Annotated in this window: 11 protein-coding genes and 1 tRNA gene; 5 read left to right on the top strand and 7 right to left on the bottom strand. The window is 44.8% G+C overall.

What is annotated here, in order from left to right; all coding sequences use genetic code 11:
- Positions 1 to 3: 3 nt before the first annotated feature.
- Positions 4 to 1,311 (bottom strand): ABC1 kinase family protein, encoded by a 1,308-nt coding sequence (locus ACMXYP_RS01045; protein ID WP_415883160.1) that lies wholly within the window; start codon positions 1,309 to 1,311, stop codon positions 4 to 6.
- A gap of 166 nt (positions 1,312 to 1,477) precedes the next feature.
- Between ACMXYP_RS01045 and ACMXYP_RS01040 the strand changes: the two genes are divergently transcribed.
- Positions 1,478 to 2,821 carry a GGDEF domain-containing protein gene (locus ACMXYP_RS01040; protein ID WP_415883159.1) on the top strand — a complete coding sequence of 448 codons (1,344 nt, stop codon included), beginning with the start codon at positions 1,478 to 1,480 and terminating at the stop codon, positions 2,819 to 2,821.
- 5 nt (positions 2,822 to 2,826) lie between these two features.
- Here ACMXYP_RS01040 and ACMXYP_RS01035 read toward each other — a convergent pair whose 3' ends face one another.
- On the bottom strand, positions 2,827 to 3,186 hold the full coding sequence (locus ACMXYP_RS01035) for a hypothetical protein (protein WP_415883158.1): 360 nt from the start codon (positions 3,184 to 3,186) through the stop codon (positions 2,827 to 2,829).
- 267 nt (positions 3,187 to 3,453) lie between these two features.
- On the opposite strand from ACMXYP_RS01035, the gene ACMXYP_RS01030 reads away from it, so the two are divergent.
- Positions 3,454 to 4,605 carry a PQQ-dependent sugar dehydrogenase gene (locus ACMXYP_RS01030; RefSeq protein ID WP_415883157.1) on the top strand — a complete coding sequence of 384 codons (1,152 nt, stop codon included), beginning with the start codon at positions 3,454 to 3,456 and terminating at the stop codon, positions 4,603 to 4,605.
- A 142-nt stretch (positions 4,606 to 4,747) separates the two neighbouring features.
- On the opposite strand, the gene ACMXYP_RS01025 is transcribed toward ACMXYP_RS01030, so the two are convergent.
- Positions 4,748 to 5,614 (bottom strand): class I SAM-dependent methyltransferase, encoded by an 867-nt coding sequence (locus ACMXYP_RS01025; RefSeq protein WP_415883156.1) that lies wholly within the window; start codon positions 5,612 to 5,614, stop codon positions 4,748 to 4,750.
- Between the two features lie 490 nt (positions 5,615 to 6,104).
- Between ACMXYP_RS01025 and ACMXYP_RS01020 the strand changes: the two genes are divergently transcribed.
- Complete coding sequence (locus tag ACMXYP_RS01020) at positions 6,105 to 7,832, top strand: S8 family serine peptidase (RefSeq protein ID WP_415883155.1); 1,728 nt, start codon at positions 6,105 to 6,107, stop codon at positions 7,830 to 7,832.
- Positions 7,833 to 8,240: 408 nt separating this feature from the next.
- Here ACMXYP_RS01020 and ACMXYP_RS01015 read toward each other — a convergent pair.
- Positions 8,241 to 8,317 (bottom strand) — tRNA-Arg (locus ACMXYP_RS01015).
- A 55-nt stretch (positions 8,318 to 8,372) separates the two neighbouring features.
- A complete protein-coding gene (locus ACMXYP_RS01010; RefSeq protein WP_415883154.1) occupies positions 8,373 to 8,618 on the bottom strand; it encodes a hypothetical protein in 246 nt (81 codons plus the stop codon).
- A 327-nt stretch (positions 8,619 to 8,945) separates the two neighbouring features.
- Between ACMXYP_RS01010 and ACMXYP_RS01005 the strand changes: the two genes are divergently transcribed.
- Positions 8,946 to 9,365 (top strand): c-type cytochrome, encoded by a 420-nt coding sequence (locus ACMXYP_RS01005; protein ID WP_415883153.1) that lies wholly within the window; start codon positions 8,946 to 8,948, stop codon positions 9,363 to 9,365.
- A 59-nt stretch (positions 9,366 to 9,424) separates the two neighbouring features.
- On the opposite strand, the gene rep is transcribed toward ACMXYP_RS01005, so the two are convergent.
- Positions 9,425 to 11,434: a DNA helicase Rep gene (rep, locus tag ACMXYP_RS01000; RefSeq protein WP_415883152.1), complete on the bottom strand. Its 2,010-nt coding sequence runs from the start codon at positions 11,432 to 11,434 to the stop codon at positions 9,425 to 9,427.
- A gap of 257 nt (positions 11,435 to 11,691) precedes the next feature.
- On the opposite strand from rep, the gene ACMXYP_RS00995 reads away from it, so the two are divergent.
- Positions 11,692 to 13,410, top strand: a complete 1,719-nt coding sequence (locus ACMXYP_RS00995) for an EAL domain-containing protein (protein WP_415883151.1) — start codon at positions 11,692 to 11,694, stop codon at positions 13,408 to 13,410.
- A 4-nt stretch (positions 13,411 to 13,414) separates the two neighbouring features.
- Here the strand turns inward: ACMXYP_RS00995 and ACMXYP_RS00990 are convergent, their stop codons facing one another.
- Positions 13,415 to 14,929 carry a YifB family Mg chelatase-like AAA ATPase gene (locus ACMXYP_RS00990; RefSeq protein ID WP_415883150.1) on the bottom strand — a complete coding sequence of 505 codons (1,515 nt, stop codon included), beginning with the start codon at positions 14,927 to 14,929 and terminating at the stop codon, positions 13,415 to 13,417.
- Positions 14,930 to 14,932: the final 3 nt, after the last annotated feature.

The raw sequence follows: 14,932 nt of genomic DNA, 5'->3' as shown, positions 1-14,932 counted from the left end.
TGATTAGACGAGATAAGGTTTGATCAAGGAGGCAATATCTACCTGCGCGCGCAAACGTGCACAGAGTAGATAAGTACCCGCGAATTTCCTATGCAAAAACAGTACATCTGTCGGCGGTAGATGCATATAGCGCTGACGAACACGTAGAGAGATAGCCTGATTTGCCACCCGCTTAGATAGATCTGAACAGCCAAAATCAAACCATCCCTCTTGCCGTAGAGGTTCAGCAACCATACGAATCATCTCGCATAACCCTTGCCGATAAACCGGATCCTCATCTGCCCGGAGATAACCCAACGCCAATGCATAAGTTTCGATAGCAGGAAGGTCATCATCCCGTGCAGCCGTCATCAATTGCCGGAGCTGTTCAGTAAACTCAGCAGGATAACGCCTCGTCGCACCAAAATCCAACAACCCTATACACTCCTTTTCGGCTTGGTATCGATAATTCGCGAAATTGGCATCGGTCTGAACCAATTGCCATTCGAAGACTTCTTTTAACATCAGAGACAACATGCGGGTAGCGATCCGATTACGTAACTGACTCGATTCACCAGCCAGTGACTCTATAGGCACACCCGGCACAAACGACATTGAGAGTACTTCAGCACTGCTGCGTGAACTATCCACTGTAGGCAAATCGAAGTTGGGATCACTTCCGAGACAACTTCTATATTCTGCGATGCTGGCTGCTTCGGCTTTATAGTCAGCCTCTTGATGCAACTGCCGTTTCGCCTCATCTAAGAGTAGAGAAAGGTCATACCCTTTTGGCACCAAGCGTAACAGTTTGAACAAAGTAGAGACATTATTTACATCACTATCGATACTGACGCGCACCCCGGGATACTGAATTTTTATCGCTAAATGCTGACCTTGCTTAGTTTTAGCCTCGTGAACCTGCCCTATAGAAGCCGCCGCAATTGGCGTAAAAGAAAAGTGTTCGAACTGTTCCTCCCAACCGACGCCCCAAGCATTCTTCAACACATCAGCCACTTGCCCTTGTGGCATGGTATAAGCGCTCTCACGTAGAGTCGCTAGAACATCGGTAAGCTCAGGTGGAAGATAATCCCCCGCCTCCATGGATAATAACTGGCCAACTTTCATGGCGGCGCCGCGCATTTCCGATAACTTATCTGTCAGTTGCCTAGCATTTTCAGGTGTTAGCAGCAGATCTATTGCTTTGACTCTCTTACCTCCTAGCAGTTGACTTGCACCTTCAGAGATCATCTCACCAGCGATTCCACCAGCAAGGCGGCCCAACTTGAGTAAACGGCCTGCACGGCTTGATGGAACCGGTTTATCTCTAACCACAGTGACTTTCCTCTAGGTTCTTGCCAGTAAAGTTGTCTTACGGGCTCTGGTTTCAGTATAGGAAAGCTAAAACTCCGTAAACCAAACACGCTCACAACTGGTAATTGCCTAGCCTTAAACTAGAGTTAGTAACACTACATAGTTATTACAACGTTAGGGCGCAGTTATGGTTAGCGTTAGCAGTTACTACTATGGAAATATTTTTGACACGGACGCAAACAACATTCTCAAAGAACTATCACCCATCATAGAACCTAATATTCCTTCATATATTGAAAAGTTCTATACAGTCCTGCTCTCAGATCAGGCATCTGCCCAATTTTTAGATAATCACCTCGTAGAGATTCGACTAAAAAAGCAACTCGGGCAATGGCTTAAAAAAACTTTAGCCCCCAAACGTGAAGATCAAGTACAAGATTCTTTAAGATCCCACTTAAAAGTAGGTGAGGTTCACTCTAGAGTTGAAATACCTATGCCTCTGGTCGATGCAGGTATGACCATTATTAAAGAAGGCATCATTCATACCGTTTTAAGCAGTAACTTGGCAGTACCGCAAACTATTGATTCCGTCATTCTGGTCAACAAAATTCTAGATGCTGCTATGAGCCTCATTAATGAGTCTTATCTCAGAGGAAAAGTTGCGCACGAACGGACCTCACAAGAATTTATTACGGCATCATCGGCGCAAGAGCTCGCCTTAGAGATAGAGCGGATCAAAAGCAGCATTTATCAGTGGATGACTTCCAATCTGATCGCTTTCCCAAAAGAAAGTGAATCCTTTTCTGAATCAATTAAACAAAAGGATTTCGGCTTGTGGATAAAACACAAACTTCCCCTGATCGTTTCAAGCTCTAAAAGACTGGAAAAAATTAACGTAGCATTAGACTCCTCTGACCAACACCGAGAGAACTTACACGCCCAAGGCAGTAACGCCAGTTCAGAGGATCTAAATGCACTAAAACAGATCCTGCAAGAACTGATTTGGCACTTGACCGAAGAAGCCAACTGCAATTTAGCCAAAGAGTCTAAACAAGATGCGTTAACAACCTTATTAGAACGCCGCTTTCTTGACCCTATTTTGCAACAAGAAACTCAAATGGCGATTAACGGCGGACCACCCTACTCAATAATGATGATCGACTTGGATCACTTTAAACGCGTCAATGATCTATATGGACATCAAGCGGGTGATGCCGTTCTGAGGCAATGCTGCAGACTAATTAAGGAAAATATTAGATTAACTGATTATGCTTTTCGATATGGCGGCGAAGAGATGTTAATTGTAGCTCCTGAAATGGACATACAAGAAACCATGAAGCTGGCTGAAAGGATGCGAAAAACCATCCACGATACCTCCATAACAATTGCAGAATCAAGGACCATTAATGTTACCGCTTCCTTTGGTATAGCAAGCTTTTCGGGCCACCCTGATTATCAAAACCTCATTAACGAAGCTGACTCCAACCTATATGCCGCTAAACAGGCAGGTAGAAACTGCGTCAGAGGTTAGAAATACTAATCACAAGGGAAAGCACGTTGCAGGCCCCACAATAAAACATACTCAAGATCGGTTTCTTTCCAGAAAGGGCTATTTCTGGAGCCATCCATCATACGGTATTGCAGTTCCTTCTCGAAAATAGAGACAGCATGCTCTGGGCCTAAATCCACTTTTTCTGGCTGACAATACAGAGGGGCTTGGCTCAAGCCTTCAAGGTTAACATTCGCAGCCGTATAAGCATTCAAGGAGGCAGCTAAGTAGATATCGGTCTTATCACTCTGTCTGTAGTTGTCAGCTTTCTGCCAATCGGCTTTAGCTTGAAACGATGTAATCAGCGCAAGTCCCACAAGCAGCGTGGATATCTGTTTCATGCTCATATTTTTTATTGTCCCTTTTATTGTTAAACCTATCCTTCACCTGAAAAAGGTATCAGTTCACAAAGAAAGTAGCGAGCTTAACGTTTTGAAAGCAAAGTGCTATTTCGAATCTAGATACCAATAAACAACTGAATCTATAGATGAAGAAACAGTTATCCCGCTCACTTTTGATTTAAACTAATCTTAATGATCTGATCTCTAAAAACATAACGTACGGATTTTAATTATTCATCACCAGTCAATAGCGTATTCAATGAGGCCATTTCGATGACAGCGTTAGACTTATATAAACATCCTATTCTTGGAGTAGTTTTTGCTCTTATAGCAGGGCTGCCTTTATCACTCTCCGCCTCAGCAGCAACCCAACTAAATACAAAGGTCATAGCTCAAGACATTAACTATCCTTGGGGCATGACATGGATAAGTGATCATGAGTTGCTAATCACAGAAAAAGAGGTTGGTGGTTGGATTATCGATACAAACACGGGGAAAAAACAAAAAGTGACCGGCTGGCCTAAAGATATTAACCCTGATGGTCAGGGGGGGCTGTTAGACGTACTCCGTGACCCTCTATTTGCAAGCAATCGAAAGCTCTATGTCAGTTTCAGCCACCAAGACAGGTCAAAGGGATCGACTACACGCGTAGCCTCTGCAGAACTTAGCCCGAACCTCGAACTAGTCAATTGGACAGTATTATTCACCGCCCTCCCTTACAGCGGCAAAGTCCACCACTATGGTTCACGCCTTGCGCTAGCAGGTGACAATCTGTTTATCAGCGTGGGGGATAGAGGACAGCGCCACCGCTCTCAAGACCTGACCGATCACGCAGGGAAAATCCATCGCATCAAAACAGATGGCAGCATCCCCAAAGACAACCCATTCATAGGCATAACCACTAAATCAGGCCAGACCATTCCTGAAAGTATTTACAGCTATGGCCATAGAAACCCACAGGGAATGTTCATCGATTCGAAAAGCAATATATGGATTCATGAACACGGCCCTAGGGGTGGTGACGAACTCAACTTAGTCCTTAAAGGGAAAAACTACGGCTGGCCGATCATTACTTACGGCAAGGAGTACTGGGGTCCATCAATTGGTGAAGGCACGCATAAACAAGGGATGCAGCAGCCAGAATATTATTACGTTCCCTCAATCGCTCCCTCAGGTTTGATCCGTTATAAAGCAGACCTATTCAACGAGTGGCAAGGCGATTTTCTAATCGGCGCTTTAAAAGGCAGCCATCTTAATCGACTTACCGAGGCTTCTAGTTCTTCAGGAACGAATCAAAAATACGAAGAACATCGTTATTTGGAAGATTTAGATGTTCGCATCAGGGACATCGAAGTTGATAAAGAAGGGGCTATTTATCTTTTGACTGATGACGGGAATGGAAGGCTGATTAAAGTAACACCTTGAGATGTTCAAACCACCGGCCAATCGGTATAGAGCAAGTTCACAAGGCACTGTGGCTCACCCCATTTAGAAACATGCATAATAACGGTCAATAATGAACCAATGGATATGAATCGCCCTCAATATTATTGCTCTTGGTTAATAGTCACGAGCTACCTGAAATTTTAAGGGTAACTTTCATTGATGCTGGCAGTAGTGGATTAAAGATTAAATAATCCGAAAACCTAGCAACCTTTCTAATAACAGTAAATATAACCCTAAGCGGAAGACAATCCGGTAAAACATGCCGCAATGGCACTAAAGCAGCTTGATCGATAACCGGCTCTGCAAAACCTTCACTGCTGACTCTAATCTCCTTAAAATTGTTATTAAAAATCTCAGCTATATCATCGTGAGAGAATGTATGCACGTCGATTTGGTCATGCTCCCAATGAAACAGTCTCTCCCTTGAAAAAGAGTTTCTAAGCCTATTTATCAATACCAGCGGAAACTTAACCATATTCGTTACAGCTGCACCAAAGTAACTAGGCTCTCCTATGATGATAAACGGAGCCTCAGGTTTAAGAACCCGGCTAACTTCAAGCATAAAAGCTACCGGATCAGGCAAATGGTGTAGAAATGCACACCCTACAGCTAAATCTAAACTATTCGTCTCAAAGGGGAGCTTCTGCATATCTGAGACGATAGTGTCTACTTCAACACCGTGTTTCAATGCTGTATTTTCCAGCACTTGGAGACTCTTACTGCTAATATCTACCGCCGTTACTTTTTCAAAACGCCCGTCCAAAGCTAGTTTTATAGATATATTTCCAGTGCCAGCCCCTAAATCAACAACCCTCCCTTTAGCAGGCAAAGGCCTTCCCAAGACTGACTCTAGCTCTATAATTGTATTTTGAACCTCTAATATTGAATGGTTTACCCCCATGCGTTCATCATAATTATTGGCTTCGACCTCATCATGAAATCGGCGATTTAAATCTAGTATTTTGAGCTTATCGACATCAGTTTTCATTTTAAAAACCTCTATTGACTGTTAAACAATCAAACAGCAATAAACGCACCAAACAAAAAACAAATAACTATCAGATAGTTATACAAAAGCACGAATAACATTTCGCATTTTGCGAAAAAAAATGCATCGCATTTATGCACTTCACCATCATAATTCGGAAAAGTTTAATCTGTAAAAAAGGCGAGCCTTTCCGATTCAATTTTGTTACAAACTAAGATCAATTCCTCTAAATACTGACCACAGAAAAACACACCGTAAACGCTACCAGCGCACATCTTCATCTCAGACGATATAGCCAACAAAAACAAAGAGATAGAGCGAAAATATAGATAAAATTTTAATAAATCTTTTCTATTAATATTTTCTAAAGTAGATAAAATCGAGGCATGATTAAATCCTATTAATATTTAACTTTTTTTTATTTTGGTTCGCTTATTGCAGCTTGAATATTCAATAGAGATTTTGAAATGAGAACTAATGAGGAACAATCATGCCTTCCTTCAATAGATTAAATACTCCAAAAGCAATTCTAGCTTCGCTGCTGCTTTCATCTTCTCCCATGTACTTACACGCAGCTCCTTCTGCAACAGGTACGGATCAATTGATTGTTAAATTTGACGACCAATTTGCAAATGGTCGGTTTGAAGCAGATCGCCTCTCTCAAGCAGCTGGCGTCCCTATGAGCTTTCTCCGCGAAACAGCAAATGGCCGGCTAATTTTTCAACTTGATGAACTAAAATCACCTAACCAAGCCGAAGGTCTAGCAAAGGCATTATCTAAAATTGAAGGTATTTCCCATGCGGAACCAGACATCCACATGGTTCCTTTCGCACTTCCAAACGATCCCCTGCTTCAAGATTACCAATGGCATTACTTTGGCCCGAACTCCAGCCCAAGTGAACCAGGCGGATTAAATGCAACACAAGCATGGGAAAACCTTAATAGCAGCGACCAAAAAGCGGTTGTAGCCATTCTTGACACTGGAAGCACTGATCACTCAGATTTAAACGCTAATACCATTCCTGGTTATGACATGATCAGTTCCGTCGACATAGCCAATGATGGTAATGGCCGTGATTCTGATCCGAGTGATCCTGGAGATAATACCGATCCAGCACAGAGCAGCAGCTGGCATGGCACTCACGTAGCTGGCACTGTCGGTGCTGTAACGAACAATGGTAATGGTTTGGCCGGTGTCGGATATGACCGCGTTCAACTCATGCATGTGCGCGTGCTTGGTGTCGGTGGGGGAACTTACTCAGATATTTCAGATGCCATCTACTGGGCAACCGACAACGGCGCAAATGTAATCAACATGAGTTTAGGTGGAAATAGCAGCTGTGATCCCAACTCATCAATGCAAGCAGCTATTAATTATGCAGTCTCGAACAACGTCAGCGTTATTGTCTCTGCCGGTAACAGTAACACCAACACAGCGAATTTCACCCCTGCAAGCTGTTCAAATGCTATCAATGTTGCAGCGGTTAACCGAAGCGGAGGCAAGGCAAATTATTCCAATTATGGGGACCTTGTTGATATAGCTTCACCCGGTGGTGAAGGAAGTACCAGTACTAGCACATATGTAATTTCGACGCATAATGACGGAGTAACAGGGCCAGGTAACGAACGATACGTGGGCATGGCCGGAACGAGTATGGCTGCACCACATATCTCTGGTTTAGCAGCCTTACTTTACTCTGAAAACACTGCAATCACTCCAATGGAGATTGAGCAACTCATAAAAGAAAATGCTCGTTCTTTCCCTGCTACATGTAACGGTTGCGGAACAGGTATCGCAGACGCATATTTAGCAATGCAAGCACTGTCTACTGAACCGCCTTCCGAACCAGAACCAACATTACAGGCTCCTGATGCACCATCACTATTTGATGCATCTGTGAATGGAAGTGAAGTTTCACTATCTTGGTTCGATGTCGATACTGAGGAGTGGTACGAGTTACAGGTTAGTAAAAAAGCTCGAGGCAAAAAATGGGGGGCATATGCTGATGTATTGAATGCTGATAGCCATATTGCTGCAGATACCACTAGCTTTATCCATAGCTTAGGGGATGGAACATACAAGTACCGATTAAGAGCATCTAACAGCGCTGGGTCCTCTGAATGGGTGTTGAGTGAGCAAATCAGCGTCGATTCTAGCAGCACAGATGATGGGTCAGGCTCAGGTAGCACAAAGTGTCATCCTAAACGAGGTTGTTAGTAGCCCAAGCAAAGAATCAAAGCAATTTAGTGGTTTCTGTTTACCCTCATGTAGACCACCTCCCTCGGAGACTGGTCTACTGAACGCTCTTCATGCGGCACTGTGGCCATAAGTGAGAATACCGGTACTTGCTCAACTCAGATGCTCTAGGGACACGTCGGTAGCTCGATTGAAGTTAATAGTAAAAAACATAAGAAAATAGAAAAGAACGGGATTATTCGCTAGCGCTCACCCTTCGGGCCGTCGCTTCGCTCGGCTCGAACCCATCGGGGGATTTATTCGCTAAAGCTCACCCTACGGGCCATCGTCGCAGGCTCCGATGTTATCTCGCGCTGCTCGATTCACCCTCCAGATCGGTACATTAAATCAGTCGAAGTGCGAGGAGATAGATTACTGCGATAGAAAAAGTGGCGCGCCTGGAGGGATTCGAACCCCCGACCAACAGGATCGGAACCTGCTACTCTATCCAGCTGAGCTACAGGCGCACTCAAGAAGGTTTGCGGGCAGTATTCTACCCATGCCTATATGATTCGCCAAGTATTATTCGAAAGTAACGTCTGTCGGTTCGGGTCGGTACAAGGTTTTGATCTCGGTTTCTAAATCACCTTGTAGAAGGACTTCCCACTCTTGGGTCTTTTCGGTGTAAGCAAGGAATGCATTGCAGTTACTACAACGGTAAATACGTTGATTAGGGATAGCACTCAGGAGGCTGAAGCTTTCCATCTCTTCTGGCTTTGCGTCAGCTTGGATGCAAGCGCATGTTTCAGACATTCCATTGCTGGACATTTCAGATTTCCTAACCAAGACTTTAGACCTTAGTATAAACAAGATTTCCTTAAATGCATGTTTTTAAGTTGATCTAGCTCTTGTAGATGCCTGTTTTTCGCCCTTTTTATAGAGAATGATCAAAATATTTACTCAAATCGGGCCGATAAGTGCTTCCACTGCCAAAGCCCCATTTCAGTTGTGATTATTTATCGCTATAATCCGCAGCCGGTGAAACTTTGAGCAGTCGTGTCTGAATATCCGCCCCTGAGCACCTCTTGAGGCCGGGCATCCTGACAGGCCACGCTGCCCATATAACAATTTATGGTTGATTGAGAGGTCGTGACTGTGAAAAAAATCACTTCAGCTTTAGTTGCTTTAGGTCTAGGTGTTGCTCTTAGCGCATCTGTACAAGCTACTTCTAACGATGAAGCAGTAATTGAACGAATCAAGGCAGTTGGTTCTGTTTGTATCGAAGGCGATGACACTTGTGGTGGCGCGCCTGCAGCAGCACCTGCTGGTGGTGCAGCTCGTTCTGCTGAAGAAGTATACACAGCTAAATGTGCAGGTTGCCACGCAACTGGCGCTGCTGGTGCTCCAATGTACGGTTCTGCTGACTGGACTGACCGTGCGGGTAAAGGCATGGAAACTCTTCTAGCGAACGCTATCAACGGTATCAACGCAATGCCACCACGTGGCCTATGTGCTGACTGTTCTGATGAAGAGATCCAAGGTGCGATTCAGCACATGCTAGACAGCGCTAAGTAATCACTTAGTTCTGAGCATAAAGAAGGCCGCGATTGCGGCCTTTTTTGTGTCTGCAGTTTTTAGTCGAATAGATTCTTAAGGCTATTCAACGTGGCTTGCCCACGTTTCTGGTTTTGCACTTGGCACTTCTCGCCTGCCCCTTCGATCTCAAGATCTTCGGGTGGCAGCTCATCCAAGAAACGACTCGGCATGCAGTCCATCACTTCGCCATATTGCTTACGCTGTTTAGCAAGAGTGATAGTTAGGCACTGCTTGGCACGGGTGATGCCTACATAGGCAAGGCGACGCTCTTCTTCGACATTATCGGTTTCGATACTGTTTCGATGCGGCAGTAGCTCCTCTTCCATACCCATTAAGTAGACATGAGGGAACTCCAAACCTTTAGAGGCATGCAAAGTCATCAGCTGCACACGGTTTGAGTCGTCTTCTGCCTCTTGGCGATCCAGCATGTCGATTAGCATCAGGCGATTGATGGCTTCTTGGATACCGGAATCCGGATCTTCTTCTTGTAAGCGCTCCAATGTCGATTTTAAGGATTCGATCAGGAACCAGACGTTCTGCATCCGCTTTTCAGCCATCGCCTCACTGGAACTGTTTTGCACAATCCAACCTTCGTAGTCGATATCGCGAATCATCTCATGAATAGCCGCAATCGGATCGCCGCTGTGACATTGACGATAGATATGCTGCATCCAAGTACAGAATCGGCGTAAACGCTCAACGGCATTTGCAGGCATCACCTGTTCTAAGCCTAATTCATCACAAGCACTGAACATACTGATCTGACGCTCTAAAGAGTACTGCCCTAGCTTCTGCAGAGTGCTCGGGCCGATCTCTCGTCGCGGTAGATTAATGATTCGTAGGAAGGCGTTATCATCATCAGGATTAACGAGGACCTTAAGGTAACTCATCAAGTCTTTGATCTCCGCACGTGCGAAGAAAGAGGTTCCGCCGTTCAACTTATATGGCACTTGATAGTGTTGGAGCTTCATCTCCAACAAGCGCGCCTGAAAGTTACCGCGATACAAGATCGCCATATCTTTAAACTGCACATTTCTACGCAGGTGTAGATCGGTAATTTCCATCGCAATGCGATCACACTCGGCATCTTCGTTGCGGGTATGGATAACTTTGATTGGATCACCCATACCCATCTCACTCCACAAGGTCTTCTCGTAGACGTGAGGGTTGTTGGCGATCAACGTGTTGGCTGCTTTTAGGATCAAGCTAGTGGAACGATAGTTTTGCTCCAATTTAACCACTTTCAAACTTGGGTAATCATGCTCTAACTGGTTAAGGTTTTCTGGACGCGCACCACGCCACGCATAGATCGATTGATCATCGTCCCCTACCACAGTTAATGCACCCCGATGCCCCACCAATTGCCGTACCAAACGATACTGGGACAAGTTAGTGTCTTGATACTCATCCACCAGAAGGTAGCGAAGACGGTTTTGCCATCGCTCCAATACATCAGGTTGAGAAGCAAACAGGCGTACAGGAATCAGGATCAGATCATCAAAATCTACGGCATTATAGGCACGTAGGTGCTGTTCATAACTTTCGTAAGCACGCGCAGCCAAAATATCTTGTGGAAGTTGGGCTTGAGCGAGTGCTTCATCAGGCGTGAGCATCTCGTTCTTCCAATTGGATATGCAGTTTTGCACCATATCCACTTGGTCGCTCTCTTCATTGTTTTGTAGCATCAGGTCTTTCAGCAGTGCTTTAGTATCCTGATCATCAAAAATAGAGAAGCCTGGCTTAAATCCCAACGCTTTATATTCACGTTTAATGATGGTCAAACCAAGGTTATGAAAGGTCGCTACGGTCAGGCCTTTGGAGTCCCCACCTTGGAGTAGAGACATCACACGCTCTTTCATCTCTCGTGAAGCTTTGTTGGTAAATGTCACCGCAGCAATATTGCGCGCAGCAATACCACACTGATTAATCAGGTAAGCAATCTTTCGGGTAATTACACTGGTTTTACCCGAGCCAGCACCTGCGAGCACCAATAATGGGCCGCCTATGTATTCCACTGCTTCTTTCTGACGTGGATTTAATCGTGACATTTCTTAAAAAACCTTCAAAAAAACTAAAGCTTCACTTAAACAAGCCGACAAACTGCCTTTATGATAACGTGAAATCCGATTAAAAAATGCATATAAGCCATTGAAATGCATAAATTAAAACAGTTGTTTTAATATTTATTTCAGAATGTTAATCTGCCATTAAGCTAGTAGGTAATTATGACATGAATCTCTATTTAGTGAGATAGCTAGTAACAAGATTTATGTTGTGTAGTAGATCTAAGTTGGGGAAGTAAGTGATGCGCTCAGCGCTGGGACAGTTACTCAGTCGACATAAAAAGGTTTTACTGGTTGATAAGCACCAGCAAAATCGTATGCAAATTCAATCGATACTGGAGCGATTTCCATTGTATCAATTGATGTTTTGTGAAGATCAGGTTGAAGCCTTAGCACGCACACGTCTTTCCGACATTGATTTTATTCTTCTTAGCGAAAACGTCAGCCCTTTACCTTGCAGTACCATCATTGCTGACATTTATAGTTCTGTTCCACATATTCCAATTATTGTCTTAAACCAATACATCAGTGAGGAACAAGGCTTAGCTCTGATTGAAGCTAAAGCCACTGATTTTTTATCAACAAACACCCTAAATGCTGACCTATTACTGCGTACATTGCGCCATGCAGAGCAATCAGCCAAGCAGAACGCAGAGATTCAACAGCTACGCCACTCTGACACTTTAACCACAGCAGGCAACCGTCAGTTTTTTTATCAATCCCTGTTACGAAAGTTAAATCATTTAGCTGAGAAGAAACATCACCTTGCGCTTATTACCATCGATCTAGACGATTTCCGTAAATTCAATACTCACTACGGTTTTACAACGGGAGATCAGGTAGTAGCCGAAATGGGTGAACGCATTCAGGGCAGTCTCAATAATGACGAGCTCTTTGCCCGTTTAGGCAGCGATGAATTCGCCATCATTATCGATAGGCCCTCAAATATTGACCTGCAAGCAACAGTTCGCGAATACTTAAACAAGCTTATCAATTCCCTACAACAACCTTATCAACATGATCAAATTGAAACACAGCTCAATTGCAGTATTGGCGTTGCACTAGCACCCGATCATGCCAACGATGTAGACCTACTTAATCAGCGCGCGAGTCGTGCTCGATTAAATGCTAAACAGATTCATGGCTGCAGCTATGCCTGCTATCGCCCAAGTATGGATGTTGATACCAACAACCCAAATGACTTGGAAGCAGAACTAATGCCAGCATTACGTGCTGAACAGTTCCAACTGTTTTTCCAACCAAGGATTGATCTGCGTTCTGGGAAAATATCTGGCGCCGAAGCATTAATACGCTGGCAGCACCCTAATCGCGGTTTAATCATGCCTGCAGATTTCATTCCTCAGTGCGAAAATAATGGAATGATTGTTGCGATCGGCTACTGGATCATATACCAAGCGGGCCAGCACCTTCAGGAACTAAAAGAGGCTGGATTAACCATCGACAAACTCGGTATTAATCTATCTTTCCGTCAATTTAAAGACGACATGCTAGTCGACATGATTAAGCGTATTATCGAGCAGGAACAGATCGATACATCGGTACTTGAATTCGAACTAACAGAGTCAGCTATTTTTAGTGATGAGGAACATGTTCGCGCCTGCCTGAACACTCTGTCCGAGGAGGGACTTACCTTCTCCCTCGACGATTTTGGCACAGGTTATTCGTCATTTTCTTTGCTCCATAAGTTGCCTATTAGTGCATTGAAGATTGATCGTTCTTTTGTCAGTCACGTCCAAGATTCCAATGAAGCCGCGGAGATTGTGCGCTCAATCATCAGTCTTGCACAAAACATGAATATCAAAGTCATTGCCGAAGGAGTTGAAACCCGAGAGCAACTCGATTTTCTAATCCAGCACGATTGTGATGAGATACAGGGCTATTATTACAGCCCCCCCATCAGCTTTAGCGACTTCAAACAGATGTTGTTACAGCGCCTGTAATTCATCAATTCAAACTACTTCTAGCCGCCACCCTATAGCTTAATGCTTCCATTAGATGCGCCCTTTGCACCACTTCAGAACCGGCTAAGTCTGCAATCGTTCGCGCCACCCTTAATACACGATGATAAGCTCTTGCGGATAACTGCAGTTTCTCTAACGCTTTCGCTAACATTTCCTTATCTTTCTGTTCTATCTGGCAAAGCGTCTCTAGCTGCGGTCCCGTTAACGCTTGATTAGGTACACTCTGACGGCTGAGTTGAACTTGGCGGCACCGCACTACCCTCTCGCGAACAGACTCACTTGATTCTTGTGTTTTTGGAACTTCAATCATCTCTTGTTGTGACAGCGCCTGAACACTCAACTGCAGATCAATACGGTCTAACAACGGTCCAGAAACCTTGCCTTGATAACGTCTTATCTGATCAGGGCTGCAACGACAGCGATCTGTACCATCAGCGTAATAGCCACAAGGACAAGGGTTCATGGCTGTCACTAATTGAAATTGTGCTGGGAACGTCGATTGCCGTGCAGCTCGAGAGATTAAGATCTCACCTGATTCCAGCGGCTCACGCAGCACCTCCAACACTTTGCGACTAAATTCAGGCAATTCATCCAAGAAAAGAATACCTTGATGGGCTAAAGAAATTTCACCAGGTTTAGGATTTCCGCCACCTCCCACAAGTGCCACAGACGAAGCCGTATGATGTGGTGCGCGGAAAGGTCGCTTTCTGGGTAAACGTGTTTCACTACTACTTTGAGTAATAGAATAAACCGCAGCCACCTCGAGCGCTTCCTGTTCGGTCATCTGCGGTAACAACCCCGGCAAACGGTTAGCCAACATACTTTTACCACTGCCTGGAGGCCCCACCAACAAAATATTATGACCGCCCGCTGCTGCCACCTCTAAAGCGCGTTTTGCTTGTGCCTGCCCTTTGACATCGCCCAGATCAGGCCCAGAGCCATCTGAGGTAAAAGGCTGAACTTGTGCCTGCGCAACTGAAATCAACTCAGAACCTTGTAGATGAGCACAAACTTGAAGCAAATGACCTGCCGGCAATACCGATAAGCCCGAGGCCATCAGCGCTTCAGCCTGGTTCATATCAGGTAACAACAAATGGCGCTGCTCGGAGCGGCACGCTAGGGCAACCGGTAAAACGCCAGTCACGGGCCGCAACTCGCCCGAAAGGGCCAATTCGCCAATCAGTTCGACATCAGCTAATGATTTGGCTGGCAATTGATTGGTAGCCGCCAAGATACCTACAGCAATGGCTAAATCGTACCGCCCACCCTCTTTCGGTAGATCAGCGGGAGCTAAATTGACCGTGATACGCCGTTGAGGGAATTCAAAACCTGAATTAATCAGAGCACTACGCACCCGTTCGCGGCTTTCTTTCACCGCAGCTTCAGGCAACCCAACTATGGAAAAACTAGGAAGGCCACCAGATAAATGGACCTCGACCGTAACCGCAGGTGCATCTATCCCTACCTGCGCGCGCGTATACGCTATCGCTAAAGACATAAG

The sequence above is a fragment of the Neptuniibacter sp. QD34_54 genome, assembly GCF_047778055.1.
Taxonomy (GTDB): domain Bacteria; phylum Pseudomonadota; class Gammaproteobacteria; order Pseudomonadales; family Balneatricaceae; genus Neptuniibacter.
This window is presented reverse-complemented; position numbering and strand designations above follow the sequence as displayed.

Coding starts and splice junctions, on each gene's coding strand:
- ACMXYP_RS01035 (WP_415883158.1), bottom strand. CDS start 3,186: ATGAGCATGAAACAGATATCCACGCTGCTTGTGGGACTTGCGCTGATT.
- ACMXYP_RS01010 (WP_415883154.1), bottom strand. CDS start 8,618: ATGTCCAGCAATGGAATGTCTGAAACATGCGCTTGCATCCAAGCTGAC.
- rep (WP_415883152.1), bottom strand. CDS start 11,434: ATGTCACGATTAAATCCACGTCAGAAAGAAGCAGTGGAATACATAGGC.
- ACMXYP_RS00995 (WP_415883151.1), top strand. CDS start 11,692: ATGCGCTCAGCGCTGGGACAGTTACTCAGTCGACATAAAAAGGTTTTA.
- ACMXYP_RS01025 (WP_415883156.1), bottom strand. CDS start 5,614: ATGAAAACTGATGTCGATAAGCTCAAAATACTAGATTTAAATCGCCGA.
- ACMXYP_RS01020 (WP_415883155.1), top strand. CDS start 6,105: ATGCCTTCCTTCAATAGATTAAATACTCCAAAAGCAATTCTAGCTTCG.
- ACMXYP_RS00990 (WP_415883150.1), bottom strand. CDS start 14,929: ATGTCTTTAGCGATAGCGTATACGCGCGCGCAGGTAGGGATAGATGCA.
- ACMXYP_RS01040 (WP_415883159.1), top strand. CDS start 1,478: ATGGTTAGCGTTAGCAGTTACTACTATGGAAATATTTTTGACACGGAC.
- ACMXYP_RS01030 (WP_415883157.1), top strand. CDS start 3,454: ATGACAGCGTTAGACTTATATAAACATCCTATTCTTGGAGTAGTTTTT.